Below are 23,985 nucleotides of genomic sequence, written 5' to 3'. Positions count from 1 at the left end.
CTGCCGGCCTGCCCGCGTCGGCCGGCGGGGTGTCCGCGTCGGCCGGCGGGGTATCTGCGTCGGCCGGCGGCCTGTCCGCGTCGGCTGCCGGGGTGTCCGCGTCGGCCGGCGGGTCGGCCCGGTCAGCCGGTGCCGACGGGGTCGGGTTGCCGCGTCGGGTGCATGCCGGCTACGCGCTCGGCTCGTTGGCCACCGGGGCGTTCGGCACGGTGCCCGGGTTGCTGCTGCTGCCCTACCTGACCGACACGCTCGGGGTGGCCGCCGGGCTGGCCGCCCTGCTGGTGCTGTTGCCCAAGGCATGGGACGTGCTGGTCAACCCGGTCGCCGGGCGCATCTCCGACCGGACCCGCTCCCGGTGGGGGCCACGCCGGCCGTGGCTGCTCGGTGCCGGGATCGCCCTGGCGGTGCTCTTCGCCGCCATCTTCGCCGCGCCCTTCGGCGTCGGGCCGGCCGCCGGGGCGTACGTGGCCGTCGTGTTCCTCGCCACCGCCACCGCGTTCGCCTTCTTCCAGGTCCCGTACGTGGCGATGCCCGCCGAGCTGACCGACGACGCGGCGGAGCGTACCCGGCTGATGGGCTGGCGGGTCGCGGTGCTGGCGCTGGCCATCCTGATCTCCGGGGCGGTGGCCCCGATGGTGGTGACCGCCGGTGGCGAGGGGGTGGCCGGGCACCGCTGGATGGGGGTGTTCGTCGCCGCGCTGATCGCGCTCGGCGCGCTCGGCGCGTTCCTCGGCACCCGGTCGGCGGCGACCGGCACGGTGACCGCCACCGAGCCGACGCTGCGCGCCCAACTCGCGGTGGTCGCCGCGGCCCGGCCGTTCCGGGCACTGCTGCTCTGCTTCGTGATCCAGTCCGCCGGGGTGGCGACCATCCTGGCCGGGGTCAGCTACTTCGCGGCCCAGATCCTGCGCGACCCGACCACCGGGCCCACCGTGCTGTTCGCCTGCTTCGTCGGGCCGGCGTTGCTGGTGATGCCGCTGTGGACCCGGCTCGGCACGCGCCTGGGCAAGAAGACCGCGCTGGTCGCCGCCTCGCTGCTGCTGGCCGCCGGTGCGGCGACGCTGGTGGCCGCGCCGGTGCTGCCCGCCGTCGCCGTCTACGCGGTGGTCGCGCTCCTCGGCGTCGGGTACGCCGGGCAGCAGGTCTTCGCGCTGGCGCTGCTGCCCGACTGCGTGGCCGCCTCGACCGCGCGCACCGGTCGCCGACAGGCCGGCGTCTTCACCGGCCTGTGGACCGCCGGCGAGACCTTCGGTCTGGCCCTCGGCCCCGGCCTCTACGGCCTGGTCCTGGCCCTCTCCGGCTACGTCTCCTCAGCCACCGGCACCGCCGCCCCCCAGACCCCCACCGCCCGCCTGGGCGTCCTCCTGGGCTTCACCCTCGTCCCGGCCCTCCTCATCGCCCCCGCCACCCTCCTCCTCCGCCCCCACCCGTACCTCCCCCCACCCCCACCCCCCGCCCCCACCCACCTCGTCGATCATGGAGTTGTGGCGGGGACGAAAGCCGCGAAAACCCACGGAAAGGCCACGACAAGTCCATGATCGACAAGAACGGGGTGCCTGCGGAGCGGGTGCTGGATGAGATTCGGCAGCTGCGGGCGGGGGACCGGCCGGTGCACGGGGGGCGGTTGTTCGCCTATGTGTACGACCCTGGTGTCGGCGGGCTCGACGCGTTGGGGGCGGCGGCCCACGCGGAGAGCGCCCACGTCAACGGGCTCGATCCGACCGCCTTTCCGTCCCTGCTGGCGATGGAGAACTGGCTCGTCGGGGCGGCCGGCAGTCTGCTCGGTGGCGGACCGGGCAGCGCCGCGCCGGACGTGGTCGGCAGCGTCACCAGCGGCGGGACCGAGTCGCTGATCCTGGCCGTCAAGGCCGCCCGGGACGCCCGCCCGGAGCTGACCGCACCCCGGATCGTGGTGCCGGCCAGCGGGCACGCCGCCTTCGCCAAGGCCGCCCACCTGCTCCGGGTCACCCTGGACACGGTTCCCGTCGACCCGGTCACCCTGCGCCCGTCGGTCGCCGACGTGGCCGCCGCGATCCGCCCGGAGACGGTGCTGGTCGCCTGCTCCGCCCCGTCGTACGCGCACGGGGTGATCGACCCGGTGGCCGGGATCGCGCAGGTGGCGGCGGCGGCCGGGGTGCGCTGCCACGTGGACGCCTGCTTCGGCGGCTGGACCCTGCCCTACCTGCGTCGCCTCGGCGTGCCGGTGCCACCGTTCGACTTCACCGTCGACGGGGTCACCTCGATCTCCGTCGACCTGCACAAGTACGCGTACGCCCCGAAGGGGGTGTCGGTGCTGATGCACCGGGACGCGACGCTGCGCGCCCCGCAGTTCTTCGCGTACGCCGACTGGCCCGGCTACACCATGGTCAATCCGGTGCTCGCCTCGACCCGCTCGGGTGGCCCGATCGCCGCCGCGTACGCCACGCTGCGGCACCTCGGCGACGACGGCTACCTGCGGTTGGCCGCCACCACCCGGGACGCGGTCGGCACCCTGGCCGCCGCCGTACGCGGGGTCGACGGGCTGCGGCTGATGGCCGAACCGGAATCCACCGTGGTCTGCTTCACCGGCACCGACCCGGCACTCGACCTGTTCGTCCTGGTCGACGAGCTGACCGCCCGGGGCTGGCACACCCAACCCCAGCTGCGGTACGCCGACCTGCCCGCCAGCGTGCACCTCACGGTGACCGCCTCGGTGGCCCCCCGGGGGGCCGAGTTCGGCCCGGACCTGGCCGCCGCGGTGGCCGCCGCCCGCCAGGCCGGGCCGGTCGAGCTGCCGGCCGAACTGGTCGCCCTGGCCGGATCGCTGACCCCGCAGACGCTCACCCCGGAACTGATCGGGGGGCTCGCCGCCGGCCTCGGGCTGGGTGCCGGGCCGCCGGACCGGATGGCGATGGTGAACACCCTGCTCGACGCCGCCCCCGCCGCGTTGCGCGAATGCCTGCTGGTGGAGTTCGTCGGCCTGCTGCAACGTCCCACCTGGTGACCGGTCCCGGGGCCGCCGCCGACGGCCCCGGGACCTACTCCGGTCCACCCACTGTCTGCTGCGGCCCCGAGCAGCCCGGGCGGCCCCGGGCGACCCGGGGTGGCCTCGGGCGGCCCGGGGTGGCCTCGGGCGGCCCGGGGTGGCCCCGGGCGGGCACGGGCGACCCCGGGCGGGCACAGGCGGCCCCGGGCGACCCGGGCGGGCGGTCACCGGTAGGGCAGCGGGGTGACGTTGTCGAATTCGACGACCTCCGCGACGATCCGGTGCCCGGCGTCCAGCGCCTGCGCGGTCAGCTCGGCCGTGCCCGCGCCGAGCGGGTCGTCGGCCGCCACCCGTAGGCCCAGGACCAGCCGGAACTCGGCCCCGGGGGCCAGCGCGCCCAGCTCGCAGCGCACCGGCCCGCCGGTCGTCGCCGGGGCGGTCCGGCAGGCGGCCCAGCCGTCGCCGTCCGGGCGCAGCGCCACCGGCAGGTCGAACCGGAGCGCCACGGCCCGGGCCGGCCCGGTGCCGGTGTTGCGGACCCGCACCGTCGTGTTTCCGGCCCGGGAGCCGTCCGGTGCGACGCCGAGCACCAGGTCGGTGGCGGTGACCACGAGATTCACCTCGTGCGGGTTGGGCGGGAAACCGGTCGGCCCGGAGACCTGGCGGAAGGACCCGCCGTCCCAGCGGTAACCGCGCCACTGCCGCTGCGACCACTCGCCGGCCCAACCGCCACCCGGGTAGATGTCCCCGACCTGCACCCGGACCACCCCGTCGCCGCGCACCTGCATCCCGATCAACCACTGGGGCCGCTCCCGGGCGCTGACGACCACCCGCCCGACGGTGACGATCCGGCCGGCGACGTCCCGGTCGAAGGCCACCACCTGCTGCCAACCGTGGGTGCCGAAGACACACTGCACCAACGCCACCGTCTCCTGCGCCCCGTCGGCGTCGACGTCACCGTGGTCCACGGCGAGGAGGGCGTTCTGCCCCTCGTGGCCGTCCGCGGTCAACCGGACGCCCCCGGTGCGGCACTGCGCCCCGGCCGGCCACCCCGGCAGCGTCACCGTGGTGGCCAGCAGTTCGTTGCGGCCGATCCGGCCGTCGGGTGGCGTCGTCGGGGCCGCACCGGTCGGCGTGGGGCTGCCGGTCGGGGTCACCGGTCCACCCGGCGTCGGCGTACCGGTCGGTTCGGGTGCGGGCAGCACCGGGCCGGGCCGGGGCTCCGGACGGTGCAGTGCGACGTACCCCAGGGTCGGTCCGGTGAACAACGCCAGCACCGCCGCGACCAGCGCGGCCCACCGGCGCCGGCGCCGCGACCGCACGGTCCGCCGGACCGCGGCCGGGCCGGGCACCACCACCTCCGCCAGCACGGTACGGCGGTAGCGGGCGAACTCCACGGTCGGATCGAGGATCTCCGGGTCAGGCATCTCGCACCTCCCCGGTGCTCTCACGCAGTTGGCTGGCCAGGGCGGCCCGGCCCCGGTGCAGCCAGGACTTGACCGTTCCCTCGGCGACCCGCTCCTGGGCGGCGATCTCACTCACCGACATGTCAGCCAGATAGTGCAGGACGACCGCCCGGCGCTGCTTCGGTGGCAGCTGCGCCAACGCGACGTCGACCGCGACCCGGTCCGGTGTCGGTCCGGCCACGTGGGTCTCCCGTTGCCGGGACAACCACGCCTGGGCGGTCCGCAGCCGCCGCCACCGGTGGTGGCCCAGGTTCCAGGCGACCTTGCGGACCCACGCCAGCGGGTCGTCGTAGCCGGACACCCGGTCCCACCGCGCGTACGCCCGGCAGAACGCCTCCTGCACCAGGTCCTGCGCCTGGCCGAGGTCGCCGGTGTAGGCGGTGAGCTGGACGACCAGCCCACGGAAATGGGCATGGTAGAACCCGTCGAAGCTCAGCTGCGGGGCTGCGGGCCGGGGGTCCGGTGGTGGATCACCGACCCGCGCGCTTCTCGTCACCGTCACTCGTCCTCCCCGTGGTCGCCCGACGGCCCGCACCCCGGGACACGGCCCGCCGTCACACGGGTAAGAGCCCGCTGCCTGCGCACAGGGTTGCGTCCGTCGGCTGTGGTTGACTGTCCGTTGGGAGACAGCGCAGCGGCCACGGCGACGTAACGGTCGTCGACCGGCCGGACGAGGAGGCGGTCGTGCAGTTGCCGGCAGTGCTCGGCGAGCCGATCCGGTTCGTCCTCAACTGGGGTCGCCGCTACTCGCTCTGGGTGTTCAACTTCGGCCTGGCCTGCTGCGCGATCGAGTTCATCGCCACCAGCATGGGCCGGCACGACTTCATCCGGCTCGGCGTCATCCCGTTCGCCCACGGGCCCCGGCAGGCCGACCTGATGGTGGTCTCCGGCACGGTCACCGACAAGATGGCCCCGGCGATCAAGCGGCTGTACGACCAGATGCCCGAGCCGAAATACGTCATCTCCTTCGGGGCCTGCTCCAACTGCGGCGGCCCGTACTGGGACTCGTACTCGGTGACCAAGGGGGTCGACCAGCTCATCCCGGTCGACGTCTACGTGCCCGGCTGCCCGCCCCGGCCCGAGGCGCTGCTGCACGGCATCCTCCGCCTCCAGGAGAAGATCGCCGCCGAGCAGTCCGGCATCGGTGGCGTCGACCGCACCGACCCCCTCGCCCCCCTGGCCGACGTCACCCCCTCCGACGGAACCCCCCCACGCCCAGCCGACTCCCTGACCGCCCCCCTGATCCACCCCCCCACCCCCTCTACCCCCTGACCCCCTCTGCCCCCGCCCCCGCTGCCCCCTCCGCCTCGCCCCGGTGATCAAGAGCTTTACGCCATCTCCACCCGGATTCTTGACGCGAACCTCTTGATCACCGACCCGTACCCGTCCGGACGCGCGGGCCGTGCTCCAGCCGTCACTTTCTCCGGGATCCCTGCCCGTCGGGGCGTGCGGGCTTGCGCCCAGCCGCCGCTTTCTCCGGTGATCAAGAGGTTTGCGTCAGCATCCCGGCCGGAATTGACGCGAACCTCTTGATCACCGGGGCGAGGGTGGGTGGGGGCGGGGGTGGGGGTGAGGGTGGGGGGAGAGTGGGGCAGGGGGTGGTGGGTGGGGGTTAGCGTGCGGGGCATGAACGACTCTGGGGACCGGCGGTCCGCCTTCATCGTCGACGTGTTGACCGAGGAGTTCGGTGCGTCGATGGCACTCGATCCGGCGGCATTCCGCCGCAAGTTCCGCAAGATGGCTGCGTCACCGTTCGCCTTCTACCGGGGCAGCGCCGCACTGTTCTACGCCGACCAGCGTGGGGACTTCGCCGACGACGCGTTCCTCGACAAGGAGACCAGCCGGGTGTGGATCCACGGCGACCTGCACGCCGAGAACTTCGGCACCTACATGAACGGTTCCGGGCACCTGGTGTTCAACGTCAACGACTTCGACGAGGCGTACGTCGGGCCGTTCTCCTGGGACCTGAAGCGACTCGCCGCCAGCGTGGCGTTGCTCGGCTACGCCAAGGCCCTGTCCGACCAGGCGATCGGTGAGCTGGTCACCGGGTTCGCCCGGTCGTACCTGACCGAGTTGCGGGCGATCGCCGCCGGTGGGGACGACGCGATCGGGTCGATCACCCTGGACAACGCCGACGGGGTGTTGCGCCGGGTGCTCCAGGAGGCCCGCCTGAACACCCGGGTCGACCTGCTGGCCGCGCAGACCACCGTCGACAACTACGAGCGGCGGTTCTCCCTCGGCGACGGGGTCTACGAGATCGACGGGGAGACCCGGGAGCGGGTGTGCGCCGCGTTCACCGGCTACCTCGCCACGCTGCCCGAGGCGACGGCCCGGCTGCGTCCGGTCGCCACCCAGATCAAGGACGTGGTGCTACGCAAGGGCGTGGGCATCGGCTCGGCCGGGCTGCCGTCGTACAACCTGCTGCTGGAGGGGCACACCGAGGCCCTGGAGAACGACGTGGTCATCTACATGAAGCAGGCGCAGGTGCCGGCGGTGGCCCGGTACGTCGACGACGAGCGGGTCCGGGGCTACTTCCGGCACCAGGGTCACCGGACGGCCGAGTCGCAACGGGCGTTGCAGGCGCACGCCGACCCGTGGTTGGGCTTCACCGAGCTGGACGGGGCCGGTCAGCTCGTCGCCGAGGTCTCCCCCTACGCCGCCGACCTGGACTGGTCGGACGTCAACGAGCCCGAGGAACTGGCCGGGGTGCTCGCCGACCTGGGTCGGGCGGTGGCCCGGATGCACTCGGTCGCCGACGACGAGTCCAGCCACGACCTGGTCGACTACTCCACCGAGGAGGCGATCGTCGCGGCGATCGGCGACGACACCGACGGCTTCGTCGGGCACCTGGTCGAGTTCTCCCACGCGTACGGCGTCCGGGCCCGCACCGACCACCAGCTCTTCGTCGACCTGTTCCGCAACGGCCGGCTCCCCGGCATCTGAGCCGGCCGGTCGGGGTTCACCTGTCGAACTCCAGCACCACCTTGATGTCCTCGTCGGCGTGGGCGTACGCCTGTGCGTACGCCGACACCGGCACCCGGCGGGTGATCAGCGAGTTCAGCCACGACTGGTCGGCCCGGGCGAGCGCCTGGGCGGCCAGTTCCCAGTGCCGCCGGTTGGCGTTGACCGAGCCGAACACCACGTTGTTCTCCAGCACCAGCTCCCGGTTGAGGGCCCCGGCGTCGAAGTCGATGGTCCGGCCCCCGCTGGACACCCCGGTGAGGCAGACGATCCCGGTCGGGCCGACCTTGCACATGGCGTCCAGCACCACCGTCGGAGCTCCGGTGCACTCGACCACCACGTCCGGCTCGACGTCCAACTCGTTCACCGACTCCGTGTGGTAGGTCGCTCCGAGCGCCCGGACCAGGTCCGGTTTCGGGCCGGTGGTGCTGCGGTCCAGCACGTGCACCGACAGCCCCCGCTGGACGGCCAGCAGAGCCGCCAGCAGCCCGATCGGCCCGGCACCGGTGATCAGCGCGGTCTGCGGTTCCCACCTGGCCCGGGTGCCGATCCGCCCGATGTGGTCCCACGCTTTCGCCACCACGCTGGTCGGTTCCAGCAGCATGCCCACCGGAGCGAGGACCGGGTCCAGCCCGATGGCGAACTTGGGTTGCACCCGCCACCTGTCCCGGGCGAAGCCGGGCAGCGCCTTGATCCCGTGCTCGGTGTACCGGCCGTTGCGGCACATGTCCCACTCGTCGACGGCGCAGTTGGGGCAGGGCACCGGATCGGGGTGGCGGACGATGCCGGCCACGAGGTCACCGGGTTGCAGGGTGCCGGACGGGTCTTCCAGCACCCGGCCGAGCGACTCGTGGCCGAGCACCAGCTCCCGCTGGCCGGGTGGGGCCTCGCCGTAGTGCCCGGCGATGATCTCCTGGTCGGTGCCGCAGATGCCCACGGCGAGCGCCTCGACCAGGATGACCCCCTCTTCGGCTGCCGGCTCCGGCCAGTCCTGTACCAGCCGTAGCGAGTCACGGACCTTGGGAGTCACCGTCACAGCGCGCACGGCCCCATCTTTCCCCGTCCCGTCCCGCCCCGCCCGGCAAAGCGCCAGATGCCCGCCCCGCCCCCGCCCGGCACAGCCCCGAACGCCCGCCCCGCACAGCGCCGGACGGATCGTCCGGGTTGATCCGCGACACGGCGGAAGGCTGTCCGTTCACCTCATCCAGGTGTCCGCCGGGCGCGTACGACCGGGAGGGCGGGCCCGGCGTCGGGGCGGCGGCCATAGGATCAACCGCATGACTCCGGAAGAGGTCGGTCGGCGGGTGGTCGCGCTGCTCACGCCGGTCGAGGCGACCGCGTCGGTGTCCGGCGGGCAGGCCCACGCCCGGGCCACCGTCGACGTACCCCCGGCGGCCTGGCCGGACTCCCTCCGCGCGGTCCGCGACGACGCCGAGCTGGCCTGCGACTTCTTCGACTGGCTCTCCGCCGTCGACGAGCTGGCCGGCGGCTTCGACATCGTGGCCCACCTGTGGTCGACCCGGCACCGCCACGGCGTGCTGCTGCGGACCCGGGTGCCACGGCAGACGCCGACGGTGGGATCGGTGGTCGACGTCTTCCCGGGCGCGGCCTGGCACGAGCGGGAGACCCACGAGATGTTCGGTGTCGATTTCGCCGGCCACCGGGGGCTGGCCCCGCTGCTGCTGCCCCCCGAGTTCGAGGGGCATCCGCTGCGTAAGGAGTTCGTGCTCGCCTCCCGGGTGGCGAAACCGTGGCCGGGTGCGAAGGAACCGGGTGAGTCCGAGGCCGGTGGTGGTCGCCGGGCGGTCCGTCCACCCGGGGTGCCCGCCCCGGGGGAGTGGGGTGTGGTGCCCGCCCCGGCCGGTCCGGTGACGGTGGGCGACGGGCCGCGCGGCGGCGCCCCGGCCCGCCCGCCCAGGGACCGTCCGGCCCGGCCCGCTGCGGGGGCCCGTCCGCCGCGTACCCCCGCCTCCGGCGCGACCGGCGACGCCCCGCCGGCAACCGGAGGCCCGGCCCCCGACGGCCCGGCCGGCGACGGCCCGGTGCGCGGTGACCAGGGTGGCGACGAGCAGGGTACGGACTGATGCCGACCTGGTTGGAGCTGGTGATCCGGATCGGCGGGGTGCTGGTCGCGTTCCTCACCCTGCCACTGATCGTCGGCCAGGCCGAACACAAGGTGATGGCGCACATGCAGGGCCGGCTCGGTCCGATGTACGCCGGTGGCTTCCACGGGTGGGCGCAGCTCGTGGCCGACGGGATCAAGTTCGTCCAGAAGGAGGACATCACCCCGCGGGAGGCGGACCGGGCGGTGTTCCGGCTGGCGCCGGTGGTGGCCCTGGTGCCCTACCTGCTGGTGTTGCTGGTGATCCCGCTCGGCCCGGACGACCTGGTCGGGCAGCCGCTGGACATCGGCCTGTTCTTCGTCCTGGCGGTGGTCGGCGTCGGCGTGGTGGCGGTGCTGATGTCGGCGTGGGCTTCGGCCAACAAGTACAGCCTGCTCGGTGGGTTGCGCGGGGCGGCCCAGCTGCTCGGCTACGAGCTGCCGTTGGTGCTGGCCGCCGCCTCGGTGGCGATGGCGGCCGGGACGTTGAGCCTCGGCGGGATCGTCGAGGCGTGGCAGCCGTGGTGGCTGCTCTGGCAGGCCCCCGCGATGATCGTGTTCTTCGTGGCCGGGCTGGCCGAGATCCGACGGCCCCCGTTCGACATGCCGGTTGCCGACTCCGAGCTGGTGTTCGGCTACATGACCGAGTACACCGGGCTGCGGTTCGCGTTCTTCCTGCTCGCCGAGTACGTCGGGATCGTGGTGATCGCCGCGCTGACCACCGTGCTGTTCCTCGGTGGCTGGCAGGGCCCGTTCGCCGACGCCCAGCTCGGGTGGCTGTGGACCCTGCTGAAGGTCTTCGCCGTGTCGTTCGTGATCATCTGGCTGCGGGTGTCGTTCCCCCGGCTGCGCGAGGACCAGCTCCAGCGGCTGTGCTGGCTGGTCCTGGTGCCGGCCGCGCTGGCCCAACTGGTCCTCACCACCGCCGTACGGCTCACCCTGAACTGAGCGCCGGCCCGGAGGGCCCCGGGACACTCCCCGGGGCCCTCCGGCACGCTCACGGCGCGGCGTAGAGCAGACGGTTCGGGGAGCCGACCCCCGGGTTGACCACCTTGCCGGTGCTGGCGGCGCTGATCAGGGCGCTCTTGGCGGTGGCGAGGGTCGCCGACGGGTTGGTCTGCCGGTAGCGGGCCAGCCAACCGGTGACGTGCGGGGCCGCCATCGAGGTGCCGGACCAGCCGCTGGCCACTGCGGTGTTCGAGGCGATACCGGCGGAGGTGATGTCCACCCCCGGGGCGAAGATGTCGACGCAGGTCCCGTAGCTGGAGAACGACGCCCGGTTGTCGCTGATGTCGGTCGCCGCGACGGTGATGCCCCGGGTGGACCGGGGGCCGTTGGTGCAGGCGTCGGTGTTGAAGTTGTTGGCGATGAACACCGGGTACACCCCGTGGTCGATCAGGTTCTCGATCGAGGTGTTCGCGGAGGTGCCGTAGCCCTGGAGGCTGAAGTTCGCCACCGAGACGGCCGCGTGGTTGGTGGCCAGCCAGTCGACGCCCTCGATCAGGTCGGTGCTCCACCCGGAGTTGTCGCACTGGAGGACCCGGACCGCGCGGAGGGTCACCGACTTGGCGACCCCGTAGGTGGTGCCGCCGATGGTGCCGGCGACGTGCGTGCCGTGGCCGTGGCAGTCGTTGGTGCCGTTGCCGTCGCCGACCGCGTCGTAGACCCCGGCGGCCCGGGTGCCGAAGTCGACGTGGGTGGCCCGGATGCCGGAGTCGACGATGTAGGCGGTCACCCCGGAACCGGTCGAGGTGTAGCCGAAGCTGTTGCTCAGCGGCAGGTTGCGCTGGTCGATGCGGTCCAGTCCCCACGACGGCGGGTTGCTCTGCACGGCCTGGACGGACACGCCGCCGGCCTGGGCCCGCTCGGCGCGGGCCGTCGTCGGGCCGGTCCGGTCCGGGGTGGTGCTGGTCAGCCCGCCCTGGATGCGGGTGTCCCGCTCGACGTACTGCACGGCCGGGTCGTTGCGGACGGCGGCGAGGGCGGCCGGCGGCAGCACGGCCGCGTACCCGTCGAGGACCTGGGTGTAGCGGTTCAGCACGGTGCCGCCGGCCCGCTCGGCGACGGCTGCCGACTGGGTGGTGCGGGCGAGGCGGGCGGTGCGCTCGCTGCTGACCGGCTTGTCGGAGAGGACGACGATGTACCGGTCCGGTGCGGCTTCCGCGCTGCCGGCCAGCAGCGGCGCGGGTGCGGTCCGCCCCGGGCCGGGGGTGGCCGGGGCCGCGACGGCGGCGTTGGTGGTGGTGGCGAGCGCGCCGGCGAGAACACCGGCGAGTACGCCCAGACGTGCGGTCCTGCTACCCAGCTTGCGCAAGGCTTGATCCTCCTCAAGAGGGGAGTCCGTAGTGGACTGGCAGCCCGCCGTCGACGGAAGTTGCGGCGACGGACACCCCTAGTCGAACAGGTCATATTGACCATCGTGTTAACTCTTGGACACTGAAGGTGAATGTGGGACAGCTCTCAGTGTCCGTAATCGACGGTGACTTCGGCACCTCCGGGCACGTCAGCACGGTGCCCTTGGCGCGCGCCACCACGGTGCCCGGGGCGCGCGGTGGCGCGGTGCGGGGGCGCGGTGCGGGAGTGCGGCAAGGTGGTGCGGTGCCCGGGTGACGTGCAGCGCGCCCCTGCCCGGCGGGCCGGGCAGGGGCGCGTGGTCGGTGGTGGCTCAGCCGATGGGGGTGTGCTCCGGCGGCACCTGCTCGGCCGGCAGCGGGGGCGGCGGGGGAGTGCCGTCGCCGAACGGCCGGCCGCCGAGCGCCTCCCGCCCGTGCGGGCTGAGCCAGTTGACCAGGTCCGGGCCCAGCGGCACCACCCCGGTCGGGTTGATGTCGCGGTGCACCTCGTAGTAGTGCCGCTTGATGTGGTCGAAGTCGATGGTGTCGCCGAAGCCGGGGGTGGTGAACAGGTCCCGGGCGTACGCCCACAGCACCGGCATCTCGCTGAGCTTCTGCCGGTTGCACTTGAAGTGGCCGTGATAGACCGGGTCGAAGCGGACCAGCGTGGTGAACAGCCGCACGTCGGCTTCGGTGATGGTGTCCCCGACCAGGTAGCGCTGGTCGGCGAGCCGGTCGCTGAGCCAGTCCAGCCGGTCGAACAACCGTCGGTACGCCTTGTCGTACGCCTCCTGCGAGCCGGCGAAGCCGCACCGGTACACCCCGTTGTTGACGTCGGCGAAGACGACCTTGTTGACCTCGTCGATCTCGGCCCGTAGGTGCTCCGGGTAGAGCTGCGGGGCGCCCTCGCGGTGGTGTGCCGTCCACTCGCTGGACAGGTCCAGGGTCATCTGCGCGTAGTCGTTGGTGACCACCTGCCCGGTCGGCACGTCGACGATCGCCGGCACGGTGATCCCCCGGTCGTACCCGGGGTACCGGGCGAAGAACGCGTCGGCGAGTCGTTCGATGCCGAGCACCGGGTCCCGCCCGCCCGGGTCCAGGTCGAACGTCCAGCTCCGGGCGTCGTGGGTGGGCCCGGCCACCGCCATGGGCAGCGCCTCCTCCAGCCCGAGCAGCCGCCGTACGATGATCATGCGGTTGGCCCACGGGCAGGCCCGGCTGACCACCAGCCGGTAGCGTCCCGGCTCGACCGGGTAGCCGTCCCGCCCGTCGACGGTGATCCGGGTGGCGATGTAACGCTGGTCCCGGGTGAACTCGCCGCCCGGCTCGACGTACTTGCCGCCGCTCTGGGTCGCCGTCGTGCCGTTGCTCTCCGCCATGGTGTCGCCCTTCGTCCGCTTCGGCTCCCATCATGGCGGTTCTTCCGTCCCGGGGCAGCACAACGGCGTCCGGGCCGGTCCGCCTAGGCTGTTCGCATGATCGACGTGGCGGCGGTGGCCCGACGGTTCGTGTCCGACGTGTGGAACGCCGGCCACGAGGAGTCGGCGCACGAGCTGGTGGCGCAGGAGTGCCCGGGGCTGGGTGGCACCGGCCCGGCGGCGGTGCTGGCCTGGCACCGGGACCGCCGGGCCGCCTTCCCCGACCTGCGCTACAAACTGGTGGACGTGGTGGCGACCGGGGACCGGGTGGCGCTGCGCTGGCGGGCCGCCGGCACCCAGGCGGGACAGTTCGGCCCGGTGCCGCCGACCGGGCAGGTGGTCAGCTATTCCGGGGCGACGTTCCTGCGGTTCGACGCCGCCGGCCGGATCGTCGACGTGTGGAGCGTCAACGAACTGTTCCAACTGTTGCAACAGTTGGGTGTGGAGATGCTGCCGCCGCTCACCGACGCCGGGGCGTGATCCGGTCGATCGACAGGTTCACCGGGAACGGCTCACCGGTGTCGACGAACTTCGTCCACCGCCCGGTCTCCAGGTAGACCTCGTTCACCGCGTCGATCTTGTAGGTGTGCACGACCAGGCCGTCGTCCTCCACCTCGATCCGCCAGTAGAACGGGATGCCGGCCTGCGCGTAGAGGGTCGGCTTCAGCACCCGGTCGATGGACCGGGTGCTGGGGGAGACGATCTCGACGGCCAGCACCACCTCGTGCGCCTCGTAGCGGGACGGTTCGCGGGCTGCGGCGGTGGACGTGGTCACCAGCACGTCGGGGATGAAGGAGCGGGTCCGGTTGATGCGTACCTCAACCGCCTGGGTCACGTCGTAGTAGTCGGGGCAGTCCTCTTCGAGTGCGACGCCGAGTCGCATCGCGATGGTCTGGTGGACACGGGTGGGGGAGGGGGACACGATCAGCACTCCATCGAGAAGTTCGCGGCGGCGGCCGTCCTCGGGCAGTGCGTCCAGATCGTCGGTCGTCCAACCGCCCTCGGGCGGATGGTCGCTCTGCAACGCAGCAGTCATCGGTCGGTCCTTCCCGGTGCGTCGTTCTCCCCGTCCGTCAGGGTAGCGCCGGCAAACCCCGGGTGGTGGTCGCGCGCGCCGTGGCCACAGGGCAGGATGACCCCATGAGCGAGCGCAGCGGGCGAGCCAGCCGGCTCAGTGCGGCGGCATCTCACGGTGTGGGTGAGCGCAGCGGGGCGACGCCGTGAGCGAGCGCGGCGGGGTCCCCGGTGAGGGGCTGGTGAAGGGGCTGGCGGTCACGTTGAAGACGATGACCCGCCGGTCGACCACCCAGCAGTACCCGGACGTCGCCCCCGAGTTGCCGCCCCGCTCCCGGGGCGTGATCGCGCTGCTGACCGAGAACTGCACGGTCTGCATGCTCTGCGCCCGGGAGTGCCCCGACTGGTGCATCTACATCGACTCGCACAAGGAGGAGGTGGCGGTGGCCGGTGCGGCCCGGCCCCGCCAGCGCAACGTCCTCGACAAGTTCGACATCGACTTCTCACTCTGCATGTACTGCGGCATCTGCATCGAGGTCTGCCCGTTCGACGCCCTCTACTGGTCGCCGGAGTTCGAGTACGCCGAGTACGACATCAAGGATCTGCTGCACGACAAGGACCACCTCGGCCAGTGGATGGCCACGGTGCCGCCGCCGCCCGCGCACGACCCGCACGGCGAGCCGGCCAAGGAGGAGACCACCGCCGCGCGCAAGGCCGCCGCCCCGACCAGCTCCGCCGCCCGCCCCACCGTGGTACGCCCCGAGCCCGGCCCCGCCGACGGAGGTGCCCCCCGGTGACCGGTGCGGACGTGCTGCTGCTCGCCCTCGGCGCGGTGGCGGTCGGTTCGGGGGTGCTGGTGGTCGCCACGAAGCACCTGGTCCGGGCCGGCCTCTATCTGGTGCTCTGCCTGGGCGCACTTGCCGGCGACTACCTGGTACTCACCGCCGAACTGGTCGCCTGGGTGCAGGTGCTGATCTACGTGGGCGCGGTCGTGGTGCTGCTGCTGTTCGCGGTGATGTTGACCCGGGCGCCGATCGGGGCCTCCGACGACCTGGACCGGCCGGGCTGGCCGGCCGCGCTGATCGGGGCGGGCACCGGGCTGGGCCTGACGGCGCTGCTGGTCGACGCGTTCCGTTGGTCGACGGTGGAGCTGCCGGCGGCGGGCACCGCCGAGGGCATCGGCGAGCAGGTGTTCCGTTCCTGGGTGCTGCCGTTCGAGGTGCTGTCGGTGCTGCTGCTGGCCGCCCTGGTCGGCGCGATCATCCTGTCCCGCCCGGACATCGGCCGCCGCCCCGACGACGCCGCGTCGTCGTCGCGAACAGAGGTGATCCGGTGAGGCCGGTCATCCCGTACGTCACGGCCGCGCTGCTGTTCGGCCTGGGCGTCTACGGCGTGCTGCGGCGACGCAACGCGGTGCTGGTGCTGATGGCGGTGGAGTTGATGCTCAACGCGGTCAACCTGATCCTGGTCACCGCCGACACCACCGTGCGGGCGGTGCTGCCGCACTCCGGGCAGGTCTTCGCGCTGTTCGTGATCGTGTTGGCCGCCGCCGAGATCGGCGTCGGGCTGGCCATCGTGCTTCAGCTCTACCGGCTACGGGCCAGCGTCACCGTCGACGACGTGCCGCTGACCGAACCGGCTGTCGACCGGGCCGGGTCGACCGGCGCACGGGCCGGGTCGGCCAGGGACGCCGCGGCCGGGTCGGCCGGCGCACGGGCGGAGGCCGGGCGGTGACCGGGGTGCTCGGGGCGGCGCTGCCGGTCGTACCCCTGGTCGCCGGGTTGCTCGGGTTGCTGCTGCCGCCGGCACCGCAGGGGGCGACCACCGGGGAGAGCTCGGCCCGGCGGGCGGCGATCGGCCTCGGGGTGGCCGGTGCGGCCGGTGCGTTGCTGGTCGCGGTGCTGCTGCTGGTGCGGGTCGGCGACCCGGTCGAGACCAGCACCAGCTGGATCGACCTGGGCGGGCTGCGGGTCACCCTCGGGGTACGGCTGGACGGCGTCGCCACGCTGGTCGCGGTCGCGGTGACGGCGGTGGCGCTGGCGGTGCAGGTCTATTCGGTGGCCTACCTGCGGCGCGGCCCGCATGACGACGTCGAGGTGGACCACCGCTACCCGCCCTACGCCGCGCAGATCAGCCTGTTCACCGCCGCGATGCTGCTGGTGGTGGTCAGCGGGGACCTGATCCTGCTGCTGGTCGGCTGGGAGGTGATGGGCCTCTGCTCCTATCTGCTGATCGCCCACGACCGCCGGCTGCCCGAGGCGCCCGCCGCCGCGATGAAGGCGTTCCTGGTCACCCGGGTGGGTGACGTCGGGTTCCTGCTCGGCATCGCGCTGCTCGGCGTCTCCGCCGGCAGTTTCCGGATCGCCGACGTGCTCGCCCACGACCACTCCACCGGCACCCTGACCGCCGCCTGTCTGCTGCTGCTCGCCGGGGTGGCCGGCAAGAGCGCCCAGTTCCCGCTGCACACCTGGTTGCCGGACGCGATGGCCGGCCCGACGCCGATCTCCGCGCTGATCCACGCCGCGACCATGGTCGCCGCCGGGGTGTACGCGGTGACCCGGCTCTACCCGCTGTTCACCCGGGCCCCGGTGGCGTTGGCGGTGCTCGGCGTGCTCGCCTCGATCACCCTGCTGCTCGGCGCGCTCGCCGCCACCGCCCAGGACGACCTGAAACGGGTGCTCGCCTGGTCGACGGTCTCCCAGCTCGGCTACATGACCGGCGCGCTCGCCGTCGGTGCCCCGGCCGCCGCGCTGTTCCACCTGCTGACCCACGCCGCGTTCAAGGCGCTGCTGTTCCTCGCCGCCGGTGCGGTGATCCACGCCGTCGGCACCACCCTGCTGTCCCGGATGGGTGGGCTGCGGCGCAGCATGCCGGTCACCTTCTGGTGCACCCTGATCGGCCTCGGCGCGCTGGCCGGGGTGCCACCGCTGTCCGGTTTCTGGAGCAAGGACGGCGTGCTCGCCGCCGCCGAGGCCGCCGCGTTCGACGGCACCGGTCCCGCCCCGGCCTGGGTCGGTTGGCTGGTCTGGCTGGCCGGGCTGCTCGGGGTGCTGCTCACCGCCGCGTACGCCACCCGGCTGCTGCTGCGCGCCTTCTTCGGCGAGGCCCGGCTACCGCTGCTGCACCCGCACGACCCGCCGGCGCTGATGCGTTGGCCGGTGCTGCTGCTGGCCGTCCCGGCGGCGCTGCTCGGGCTGGCCGCGTTCTGGCCGCCGTTCACCGACCGGTTGCGGGGCACCGCCGCCGATGCGGAGCTGGTCCACCTCGCCCCGGCGGTGCTGCTGCCGCTCGCGCTGCTGGTGGTCGGGGCGGGGCTGGCCTGGGCCGGCTGGCGGCGGGACCCGGCCGCCGATCCGGCCCGCGCGCTGGGTCCGCTGCGGCCGGTGTTCGCCCGCGCCTTCCGCCTCGACGACCTGCAACACACCCTCGTGGTACGCCCCACGACGGCGCTCGCCCGGGTGACGCGTACCGGTGACGAGGTCGGGGTGGACGGCCTGGTGGAGGGGGTCGGCCGGGGCACCTCCACGCTCGGTGCCGGGCTGGCCGCGCTGCACCGGGCGGCCCTGCCCCGCGCGACGGCGGCGGTGCTGGTCGGCGCCCTGCTGATCGGCCTGGCCGCCGCCCTGATCGGAGTCTCCCCATGAGCGCGAGGAGTGCAGCGCAGCGGAGCCCCGCAGTCGCGAACGAGAGGCGGGCCCGGTGAGCGCGAGGAGTGCAGCGCAGCGGAGCCCCGCAGTCGCGAACGAGAGGCGGGCCCGGTGAGCGCGAGGAGTGCAGCGCAGCGGAGCCCCGCAGTCGCGAACGAGAGGCGGGCCCGGTGACGGTTGGGCAGGTGTTGCTGGTCGCGGTGCTGGTGCTGCCGGCGGTGGGGGCGGCGCTGGTGGCCGTGCTCCCCGGGGAGCGGGCGGCCCGGCTGCTGGGTACGGCGGTCGCCGGCCTGACCCTGGTCGGGGCGGCGCTGCTGGTGCTCGGTGACCACGGCTGGTTCGGCTACGGCCCGGCCCCCGCCGTGCAGCCCTGGCACGAGGTCGACCTGCCCTGGGTGCCCGGCCTCGACCTGCGTTTCCACCTCGGGGTCGACGGCATCTCCTGGCCGCTGGTGGTGCTCACCGCCCTACTCACCCTGCTCTGCTGCGGCTACACGGTGCGCCGGGTGCCCGAGGGCCGGGGGAGCGGCCGGGCGCTGGTGGCGTTGCTGCTGGTGGTCGAGGTGGGCATCCTGGGCACCTTCCTCGCCCTCGACCTGGTGTTGTTCTTCGTCTTCTTCGAGGTCGTCCTGCTGCCGATGTACGCGATCATCGCCGGCTGGGGCGGCACCGGCGATGATCTGCCGGCACGGGACGCGGCCCGGGCGGCGGCCCGCAAGTTCGCCCTCTACACGCTCTTCGGCTCGGTGCTGCTGCTGGTGGGTGTGTTCGTCGTGGTGGCCGCCGCCGGGACCGCCGACATCGTGGCGCTGACCGGCGGGGTGGGGCTGTCCCGGGGCACCCAGTTGACCGCGTTCGCCCTGCTCGGGTTGGCGTTCGCGGTGAAGGCCCCACTCTGGCCGCTGCACTCCTGGCTGCCCGACGCGCACACCCAGGCACCCACCGTCGGCAGCGTCATCCTCGCCGGGGTGCTGCTCAAGATGGGCACGTACGGCCTGATCCGGGTCGCCGTCGGGGTGGCCCCGGAGGGGGCCCGCTGGGCCGCGCCGATCATCGGGGTGTTGGCCGTCGCGGCGATCCTCGTCGGCTCCCTGGTCTGTCTGGCCCAGGATGACCTGAAGCGGCTGATCGCCTATTCCAGCGTCGGGCACATGGGGTTCGTGCTGCTGGGGGTGGCGACGCTGACCGCCACCGGCATCCAGGCGGCGCTGATCGGCAACGTGGCCCACGGGGTGATCACCGGGCTGCTGTTCTTCCTCGCCGGGGCGGTCAAGGACCGGTCCCACACCGGGGCGCTCGCCGAGTTGTCCGGGCTGCGGGAGACCGCACCCCGGCTGGCCGGTCTACTCGGCTTCGCGGCGGTCGCCTCGCTCGGCCTGCCCGGGTTGGCGGGTTTCTGGGGTGAGGCGTTCGCGGTGGTCGCGGCCGTCGAGCGGGGCGGGCCGCTGTGGACCACGCTGGCGGTGCTGGCGGCGGTCGGCGGGGCACTCACCGCCGCGTACTTCCTGCGGTTGCTGCGTCGGGTCACCCACGGTCGGCCGAGCCCGGCGGTGGGCCGGTTCACCCCCGCCCTGGCCGGGGTGGAGCTGACCGCCTGGGTTCCGCTGGTCCTGCTCGCCCTCGCCGTCGGCCTGGCACCCACCCTGGTGCTCGGCTATGCGAGCGGCCCGGTGGACGCCCTGGTGGCGGTGCTGCGGTGAGCGCGAGGAGTGCAGCGCAGCGGAGCCCCGCAGTCGCGAGCGACAGGTGGGTGCGGTGAGCGCGAGGAGTGCAGCGCAGCGGAGCCCCGCAGTCGCGAACGGAGGTGAGCACCCGTGAGTCTCGTGCAGAGCGTCGACAACGTGGCGTTGCTGCCGGCGTACCTGGCGGCCGGCACCGCCGTACTCGTGCTGCTGGCGGATCTGCTGGTCGGCCGGGCCGGCGCGACGGTGGCCGTGGCCTGCGCGGGCGTCGTCGCCACCGGGGTCGGTGCGGTGGTGGTGGGCGCGGCCGGCACCCGGCGGACCTTCTGCGTGGGTGCCGACTGCTCGTGGGTGTTCGACGGCCGGGCGGCCCTGGTCGCCGGGGTGTTCGCCCTGCTCACCCTGGGGGTGCTCGGGCTGTCCGGGCCGCTGCTGCGCGGCGGCCCGACGCCGGTCGGGGAGTACTGCTTCCTGCTGGCCTGCTCGATGACCGGTGGCGTGGTGCTCGGCGCGGCCGGTGACCTGATCACCCTGATCGTCGCCCTGGAGACCCTGACCCTGCCGTTGTACGTGCTGGTCGGCCTGCGTCGGGGCAGCCTGGCCAGCGCGGAGGCGGCGGTCACCTTCTTCGTGGTGAGCGTGGTGGCCACGACGGTCACCCTGCTCGGCGCGGCCCTGCTCTATGCGGCGACCGGCGGCCTGCACCTGGACCGGCTCGGCGGGTTGCTGGCCGACGCGCCCGACCTGCCGTTGATTCCGGCGGCGGTGGCGTTGCTGGTGCTCGGGCTGGCCTTCAAGGTCGCCGCGGTGCCGTTCCACGCCTGGGCCCCGGCCACCTACGACGGAGCGCCGCTGCCGGTGGCCGCCTACCTGTCCACCGCGTCGAAGCTGGGTGGGGTGGTGGCCCTGCTGGCGGTGGTGCAGCGGGCGCTGCCGGCCGAGGTGACCGGCCCGGTGCTGGCCCTGTTGGCGGTGCTCACCATGACCGTGGGCAACCTGGTGGCGCTGCGTCAGCGGCGTGCCGTCCGGTTGCTCGCCTGGTCGTCGGTGGCCCAGGCCGGTTACATTCTGGCCCCGCTGGGGGTGCTGGCGCTGGCCGCCGACCGGGTCGACGACGTCCGGGCCGGGGCGTACGCGGCCGTGGTGGCGTACGCGGTCTTCTTCGTGGTGGTGGAGCTGGCGGCGTTCGCGGCGCTGGTGGCGTTGCGGCCGGCGGGTGCGGACGGCGGCACGCTGGCGGTCCTGCGTGGGGTGGCCCGGCGGCGGCCCTGGGTGGGGGCGGCCTTTGCGCTGGCCCTGGTCGGGTTGGCCGGCCTGCCTCCGGGGCTGGCGGGGCTGTTCGCCAAGGTGACCGTGGTCCGGGCGTTGCTGGACGGCGGGGCCGGTTGGCTGGCCCTGGTGGTGGCGCTGAACGCGGTCATCGGCCTGGCCTACTACCTGCGGATCGCCGCGACTCTCTACGCCGACCCGACCCCACTGCCGACCGCCCCGACGCACCCCGGTGACTCGGCCGCCCTGACGCCTTCCGGGGAGTCGGCCGCCCTGACGCCTTCCGAGGAGTCGGCCGTCACGCCCCCCGCCGGGCCGGCTGTCGCACCCGGGGTGGGGTCCGGTCGGGTGGCCTGGCCGGTCACCGTGGCGCTGACCGGGGCGACCGCGCTGACCGTGGTGATCGGCTTCGCCCCGCAGTGGGTGCTGGACCTCGCGTCCCGCTGAGCAGCCGCCGAAGCTCCCGACCCGGGCGTGCCGGGACGGCCCCCTGACCTGGTGTCCCGGGTCGTCCCCGGTGTCCGGTGCGTTCAGCGGGTTCCCAGCTTCTGTCAGTCAACTGCCAGTCATGAGCTGGATGGTTGACGGGTACCGGTGACGTTGTACCGGTCAGCGGGTCCCGCGCGACCCGCGCACCGAAGGAGCGATCGTGCATCACAACCGTCTGAAGACCGCAGCGCTGCTGGGCCTGCTGACCTCGCTGATCCTTGCGGTCGGCTACTGGTTCGGTGGGAGCGGTGGCCTCGTCATCGCCGTCGTCGTCTCGTTGCTGATGAACGGCGTGACCTACTTCTTCTCCGACAAGCTGGCATTGCGCTCGATGAAGGCGCAACCGGTCACCGAGGCCCAGTTCCCCGAGTTGTACCGGATGGTCCGGGAGCTGGCCACCGAGGCCGGGCAGCCGATGCCCCGGCTGTACGTCAGCCCGACCGCGCAGCCCAACGCGTTCGCGACCGGTCGTAACCCGGCCAACGCGGCGGTCTGCGTCACCCACGGGATCACCGAGATCCTCGACTACCGCGAGCTGCGCGGGGTGATCGGCCACGAGCTGTCCCACGTCTACAACCGGGACATCCTGATCTCCAGCGTGGCGGCCGGGCTGGCCGGCATCATCACCATGCTGGCGAACCTGGCGTTCTTCATCCCGCTGGGCGGAAGCAACGACGAGGACGGCCCGAACCCGGCGGTGCTGCTGCTCACCATCATTCTCGGCCCGATCGCGGCCACCGTGATCCAGTTGGCGATCAGCCGGAGCCGGGAGTTCCAGGCGGACGCGTCGGGTGCGCAGCTCACCCGGGACCCGTTGGCCCTGGCCAGCGCCCTCCGCAAGATCCACCTGGGGACCCAGGCCCGGCCGCTGCCCGCCCAGGGGCAGCTCACCAGCACCGCCCACCTGATGATCGACAACCCGTTCAAGCGGGGTGGCGGCATCGCCGCGCTCTTCTCCACCCACCCCCGGATGGAGGAGCGGGTGGCCCGGCTGGAGCAGATGGCCCGCAACTCCGGCCCGGTGCAGTTCCAGCGCTGACCCGCACCGACCCCGCGCCCGCGTCCACGTCCCGGACGCGGGCGCGGTCGTCTGCGCGGTGCCCCCGCCGGGACCACGGGCGGGGTGGTCCCGTCAGCGGGCCGGCGCGGTGCCTCCCGCCGGGAGCAGGGCCGCCGGAGGGCGTCAGTGCGGGGACGCGGTGGGTTGCGGGCCGGCGTCGGCCGGCAGCCGGTCGGGGCGGGTCAGCAGCACCACGACCAGCAGCAGCACCCCGGCCAGCAGGTACGCCACGGCCGGCCCGAACAACGCGGCGGCCGACCCGAGAAGGAAGATCCCGCAGCCGGCGACGACGATGTTGGCGGCAACGATGGTCGCCTCCACCTGCCCCATCCGTTCCACCGGTGCCAGCCGGGCAAAGGTGGCCTGCGCGCCGATCAACCACCCGCCACCCGCGCCGATCAACGCGTTGGCGCAGGCCAGCGCCCACACCGGGGCGTGCGTGGCGACCAGCAGGGCGGCCAGTAGCAGCGCCCCGGCCAGGGCGGCGGCCACGGTGACCTGCCCGGTCAACCGGCCCAGCCAGGTGCCCCGCCCCAGCACCAGCACGAAGACCGCGCCGCCCAACGCCGACGAGGCCAGCACCACGGGCCGCCAGGCCCCGTCGGCGAGGTCCGGGGTGAGAGTCTCGGGCAGCGCGCCGGAGACGACCGTGGCGAGGGTGAGCAGGGCGACGCCGCGCAGCACCGGGTGCCCGGCGATGGTCCGTAGGCCGGCGGTGGCCGGTGGGCGTGGCCCGCGCCGCCGCTGTTGCCCGGTCGGCAGCCCGGCCAGCACCACCGCCGCGAGCAGGAACGAGACCAGGTCGATCAGGAGCGCCACCCGGGGGCCGAGGGCCACGGTGATGCTGGCCCCGGCCAGCAGCCCCACCACCTGGCCGATCTGGTTGGCGAAGGCGGACAGGCCGAACAGCGGCAGCCGCAGCGGGGCGTCCACCGACTCGGCGGCGACCGCCACGTTGACGCTGGAGTAGGCGGCCCGGACCGCGCCGAGCAGACCCGCCGCGATGATCGCCGGCACCGGCCGGGGCGACACGAGCGGCACCGCGATCAGCACCGCGCCGGCCAACGAGAGCCAGACCAGCAGGGTACGGCGGGCCGGCACGTCCAGCCAGCCGCTGAACACCGTGGCGACCAGCAGGGCGGGCAGGGCTCGGGCGGCGTACACGGCGGCGGGCCCGAGGACCGACTGCGTCTGGTCGTACGCGAGCAGCAGCAGCGCGGCCAGCCCCACGAAGTCGCCCAGCTCGGAGATGCCCCGGGCGGTGACCAGACGGGAAGCCACCGGGTGGCGGAACAGCGCCAGGTAACCGGGTGTCGGCGAGAGCCGCTCGTCGGCGTCGGTCATCAGGTCGTCAGGTTCGCTTCCTCGACCCCGTTCTGCCGGTGACGGCTGCTTTCCCGGAGCACCCGGGTCGGCTGGTGGCGCTGGCCGCCGCGGCCGGCCGGGCCGGATCGGCGCTGGCTGTCGCGGGACGCCGGGCCGGGCCGGCGGTGCTCGATCGTGGTGCCGACCATCGGACCTCCTACGGCGTCGGGGGCGATTCAGCGGTGTATGTATCTGGGTCGATCAGCAAGTTACCC

Annotated in this window: 22 protein-coding genes; 14 read left to right on the top strand and 8 right to left on the bottom strand. The window is 73.5% G+C overall.

Annotated elements, in window-relative coordinates; all coding sequences use genetic code 11:
- Positions 1 to 29: 29 nt before the first annotated feature.
- Positions 30 to 1,538 carry an MFS transporter gene (locus JQN83_RS17855; protein WP_372444062.1) on the top strand — a complete coding sequence of 503 codons (1,509 nt, stop codon included), beginning with the start codon at positions 30 to 32 and terminating at the stop codon, positions 1,536 to 1,538.
- Complete coding sequence (locus tag JQN83_RS17850) at positions 1,535 to 2,983, top strand: pyridoxal phosphate-dependent decarboxylase family protein (RefSeq protein WP_208568261.1); 1,449 nt, start codon at positions 1,535 to 1,537, stop codon at positions 2,981 to 2,983. The genes JQN83_RS17855 and JQN83_RS17850 overlap by 4 nt, the downstream gene beginning before the upstream one ends.
- Before the next feature lie 206 nt (positions 2,984 to 3,189).
- Here the strand turns inward: JQN83_RS17850 and JQN83_RS17845 are convergent, their stop codons facing one another.
- Together JQN83_RS17845 and JQN83_RS17840 are read right to left on the bottom strand one after the other, a co-directional pair.
- Positions 3,190 to 4,392, bottom strand: a complete 1,203-nt coding sequence (locus JQN83_RS17845; RefSeq protein ID WP_208568260.1) for a hypothetical protein — start codon at positions 4,390 to 4,392, stop codon at positions 3,190 to 3,192.
- Positions 4,385 to 4,933: a SigE family RNA polymerase sigma factor gene (locus JQN83_RS17840; protein ID WP_208568259.1), complete on the bottom strand. Its 549-nt coding sequence runs from the start codon at positions 4,931 to 4,933 to the stop codon at positions 4,385 to 4,387. The genes JQN83_RS17845 and JQN83_RS17840 overlap by 8 nt, the downstream gene beginning before the upstream one ends.
- Positions 4,934 to 5,115: 182 nt before the next feature.
- Between JQN83_RS17840 and JQN83_RS17835 the strand changes: the two genes are divergently transcribed.
- On the top strand, positions 5,116 to 5,703 hold the full coding sequence (locus JQN83_RS17835) for an NADH-quinone oxidoreductase subunit B (protein WP_208568258.1): 588 nt from the start codon (positions 5,116 to 5,118) through the stop codon (positions 5,701 to 5,703).
- A 354-nt stretch (positions 5,704 to 6,057) separates the two neighbouring features.
- Positions 6,058 to 7,374 (top strand): DUF2252 domain-containing protein, encoded by a 1,317-nt coding sequence (locus JQN83_RS17830; RefSeq protein ID WP_208568257.1) that lies wholly within the window; start codon positions 6,058 to 6,060, stop codon positions 7,372 to 7,374.
- A 16-nt stretch (positions 7,375 to 7,390) separates the two neighbouring features.
- On the opposite strand, the gene JQN83_RS17825 is transcribed toward JQN83_RS17830, so the two are convergent.
- Positions 7,391 to 8,437, bottom strand: a complete 1,047-nt coding sequence (locus JQN83_RS17825; RefSeq protein ID WP_208568256.1) for a glucose 1-dehydrogenase — start codon at positions 8,435 to 8,437, stop codon at positions 7,391 to 7,393.
- A 232-nt stretch (positions 8,438 to 8,669) separates the two neighbouring features.
- Between JQN83_RS17825 and JQN83_RS17820 the strand changes: the two genes are divergently transcribed.
- Entirely contained in the window at positions 8,670 to 9,476 is an 807-nt protein-coding gene (locus JQN83_RS17820) for an NADH-quinone oxidoreductase subunit C (RefSeq protein WP_208568255.1), read from the top strand.
- Complete coding sequence (gene nuoH, locus JQN83_RS17815; protein WP_208568254.1) at positions 9,476 to 10,441, top strand: NADH-quinone oxidoreductase subunit NuoH; 966 nt, start codon at positions 9,476 to 9,478, stop codon at positions 10,439 to 10,441. The genes JQN83_RS17820 and nuoH overlap by 1 nt, the downstream gene beginning before the upstream one ends.
- A 49-nt stretch (positions 10,442 to 10,490) precedes the next feature.
- Here nuoH and JQN83_RS17810 read toward each other — a convergent pair whose 3' ends face one another.
- Together JQN83_RS17810 and JQN83_RS17805 are read right to left on the bottom strand one after the other, a co-directional pair.
- Complete coding sequence (locus JQN83_RS17810; RefSeq protein WP_208568253.1) at positions 10,491 to 11,807, bottom strand: S8 family peptidase; 1,317 nt, start codon at positions 11,805 to 11,807, stop codon at positions 10,491 to 10,493.
- Positions 11,808 to 12,158: 351 nt separating this feature from the next.
- Complete coding sequence (locus JQN83_RS17805) at positions 12,159 to 13,205, bottom strand: glutathione S-transferase family protein (RefSeq protein WP_208568252.1); 1,047 nt, start codon at positions 13,203 to 13,205, stop codon at positions 12,159 to 12,161.
- A 96-nt stretch (positions 13,206 to 13,301) separates the two neighbouring features.
- Between JQN83_RS17805 and JQN83_RS17800 the strand changes: the two genes are divergently transcribed.
- A complete protein-coding gene (locus JQN83_RS17800) occupies positions 13,302 to 13,724 on the top strand; it encodes an ester cyclase (protein WP_208568251.1) in 423 nt (140 codons plus the stop codon).
- On the opposite strand, the gene JQN83_RS17795 is transcribed toward JQN83_RS17800, so the two are convergent.
- Positions 13,705 to 14,280 carry a Uma2 family endonuclease gene (locus JQN83_RS17795; protein ID WP_208568250.1) on the bottom strand — a complete coding sequence of 192 codons (576 nt, stop codon included), beginning with the start codon at positions 14,278 to 14,280 and terminating at the stop codon, positions 13,705 to 13,707. The two genes, JQN83_RS17800 and JQN83_RS17795, sit on opposite strands and share 20 nt — an antisense overlap.
- A gap of 184 nt (positions 14,281 to 14,464) precedes the next feature.
- Here JQN83_RS17795 and JQN83_RS17790 point away from each other — a divergent pair, with 184 nt between their 5' ends.
- The 7 genes from JQN83_RS17790 to htpX all read left to right on the top strand — a co-directional run bounded on the left by JQN83_RS17790 (position 14,465) and on the right by htpX (position 22,384).
- The gene (locus tag JQN83_RS17790; protein ID WP_208568249.1) at positions 14,465 to 15,055 is read left to right on the top strand and encodes a NuoI/complex I 23 kDa subunit family protein; all 591 of its coding nucleotides are present in this window, start codon (positions 14,465 to 14,467) and stop codon (positions 15,053 to 15,055) included.
- The gene (locus tag JQN83_RS17785; protein WP_208568248.1) at positions 15,052 to 15,594 is read left to right on the top strand and encodes an NADH-quinone oxidoreductase subunit J family protein; all 543 of its coding nucleotides are present in this window, start codon (positions 15,052 to 15,054) and stop codon (positions 15,592 to 15,594) included. Before JQN83_RS17790 ends, JQN83_RS17785 begins: the two co-directional genes overlap by 4 nt.
- Positions 15,591 to 15,992, top strand: coding sequence for an NADH-quinone oxidoreductase subunit NuoK (gene nuoK, locus JQN83_RS17780; RefSeq protein ID WP_307799389.1), 402 nt, complete (start codon positions 15,591 to 15,593; stop codon positions 15,990 to 15,992). Before JQN83_RS17785 ends, nuoK begins: the two co-directional genes overlap by 4 nt.
- A complete protein-coding gene (locus JQN83_RS17775; protein ID WP_208568247.1) occupies positions 15,989 to 17,902 on the top strand; it encodes an NADH-quinone oxidoreductase subunit 5 family protein in 1,914 nt (637 codons plus the stop codon). Before nuoK ends, JQN83_RS17775 begins: the two co-directional genes overlap by 4 nt.
- A 173-nt stretch (positions 17,903 to 18,075) precedes the next feature.
- On the top strand, positions 18,076 to 19,605 hold the full coding sequence (locus tag JQN83_RS17770) for a complex I subunit 4 family protein (protein ID WP_208568246.1): 1,530 nt from the start codon (positions 18,076 to 18,078) through the stop codon (positions 19,603 to 19,605).
- A gap of 114 nt (positions 19,606 to 19,719) precedes the next feature.
- Positions 19,720 to 21,303: an NADH-quinone oxidoreductase subunit N gene (locus tag JQN83_RS17765; protein ID WP_208568245.1), complete on the top strand. Its 1,584-nt coding sequence runs from the start codon at positions 19,720 to 19,722 to the stop codon at positions 21,301 to 21,303.
- A gap of 202 nt (positions 21,304 to 21,505) precedes the next feature.
- The gene (htpX, locus tag JQN83_RS17760; RefSeq protein ID WP_208568244.1) at positions 21,506 to 22,384 is read left to right on the top strand and encodes a zinc metalloprotease HtpX; all 879 of its coding nucleotides are present in this window, start codon (positions 21,506 to 21,508) and stop codon (positions 22,382 to 22,384) included.
- A gap of 144 nt (positions 22,385 to 22,528) precedes the next feature.
- On the opposite strand, the gene JQN83_RS17755 is transcribed toward htpX, so the two are convergent.
- Positions 22,529 to 23,749 carry an MFS transporter gene (locus JQN83_RS17755; RefSeq protein WP_208568243.1) on the bottom strand — a complete coding sequence of 407 codons (1,221 nt, stop codon included), beginning with the start codon at positions 23,747 to 23,749 and terminating at the stop codon, positions 22,529 to 22,531.
- On the bottom strand, positions 23,749 to 23,919 hold the full coding sequence (locus JQN83_RS17750) for a hypothetical protein (protein WP_208568242.1): 171 nt from the start codon (positions 23,917 to 23,919) through the stop codon (positions 23,749 to 23,751). The genes JQN83_RS17755 and JQN83_RS17750 overlap by 1 nt, the downstream gene beginning before the upstream one ends.
- Positions 23,920 to 23,985 lie beyond the last annotated feature (66 nt).

The organism is Micromonospora antibiotica (genome assembly GCF_017599305.1).
GTDB classification, from domain to species: Bacteria; Actinomycetota; Actinomycetes; order Mycobacteriales; family Micromonosporaceae; genus Micromonospora; species Micromonospora antibiotica.
The sequence above is the reverse complement of the archived record's forward strand: the minus strand, read 5'-3'. Positions and strand labels throughout refer to the sequence as shown.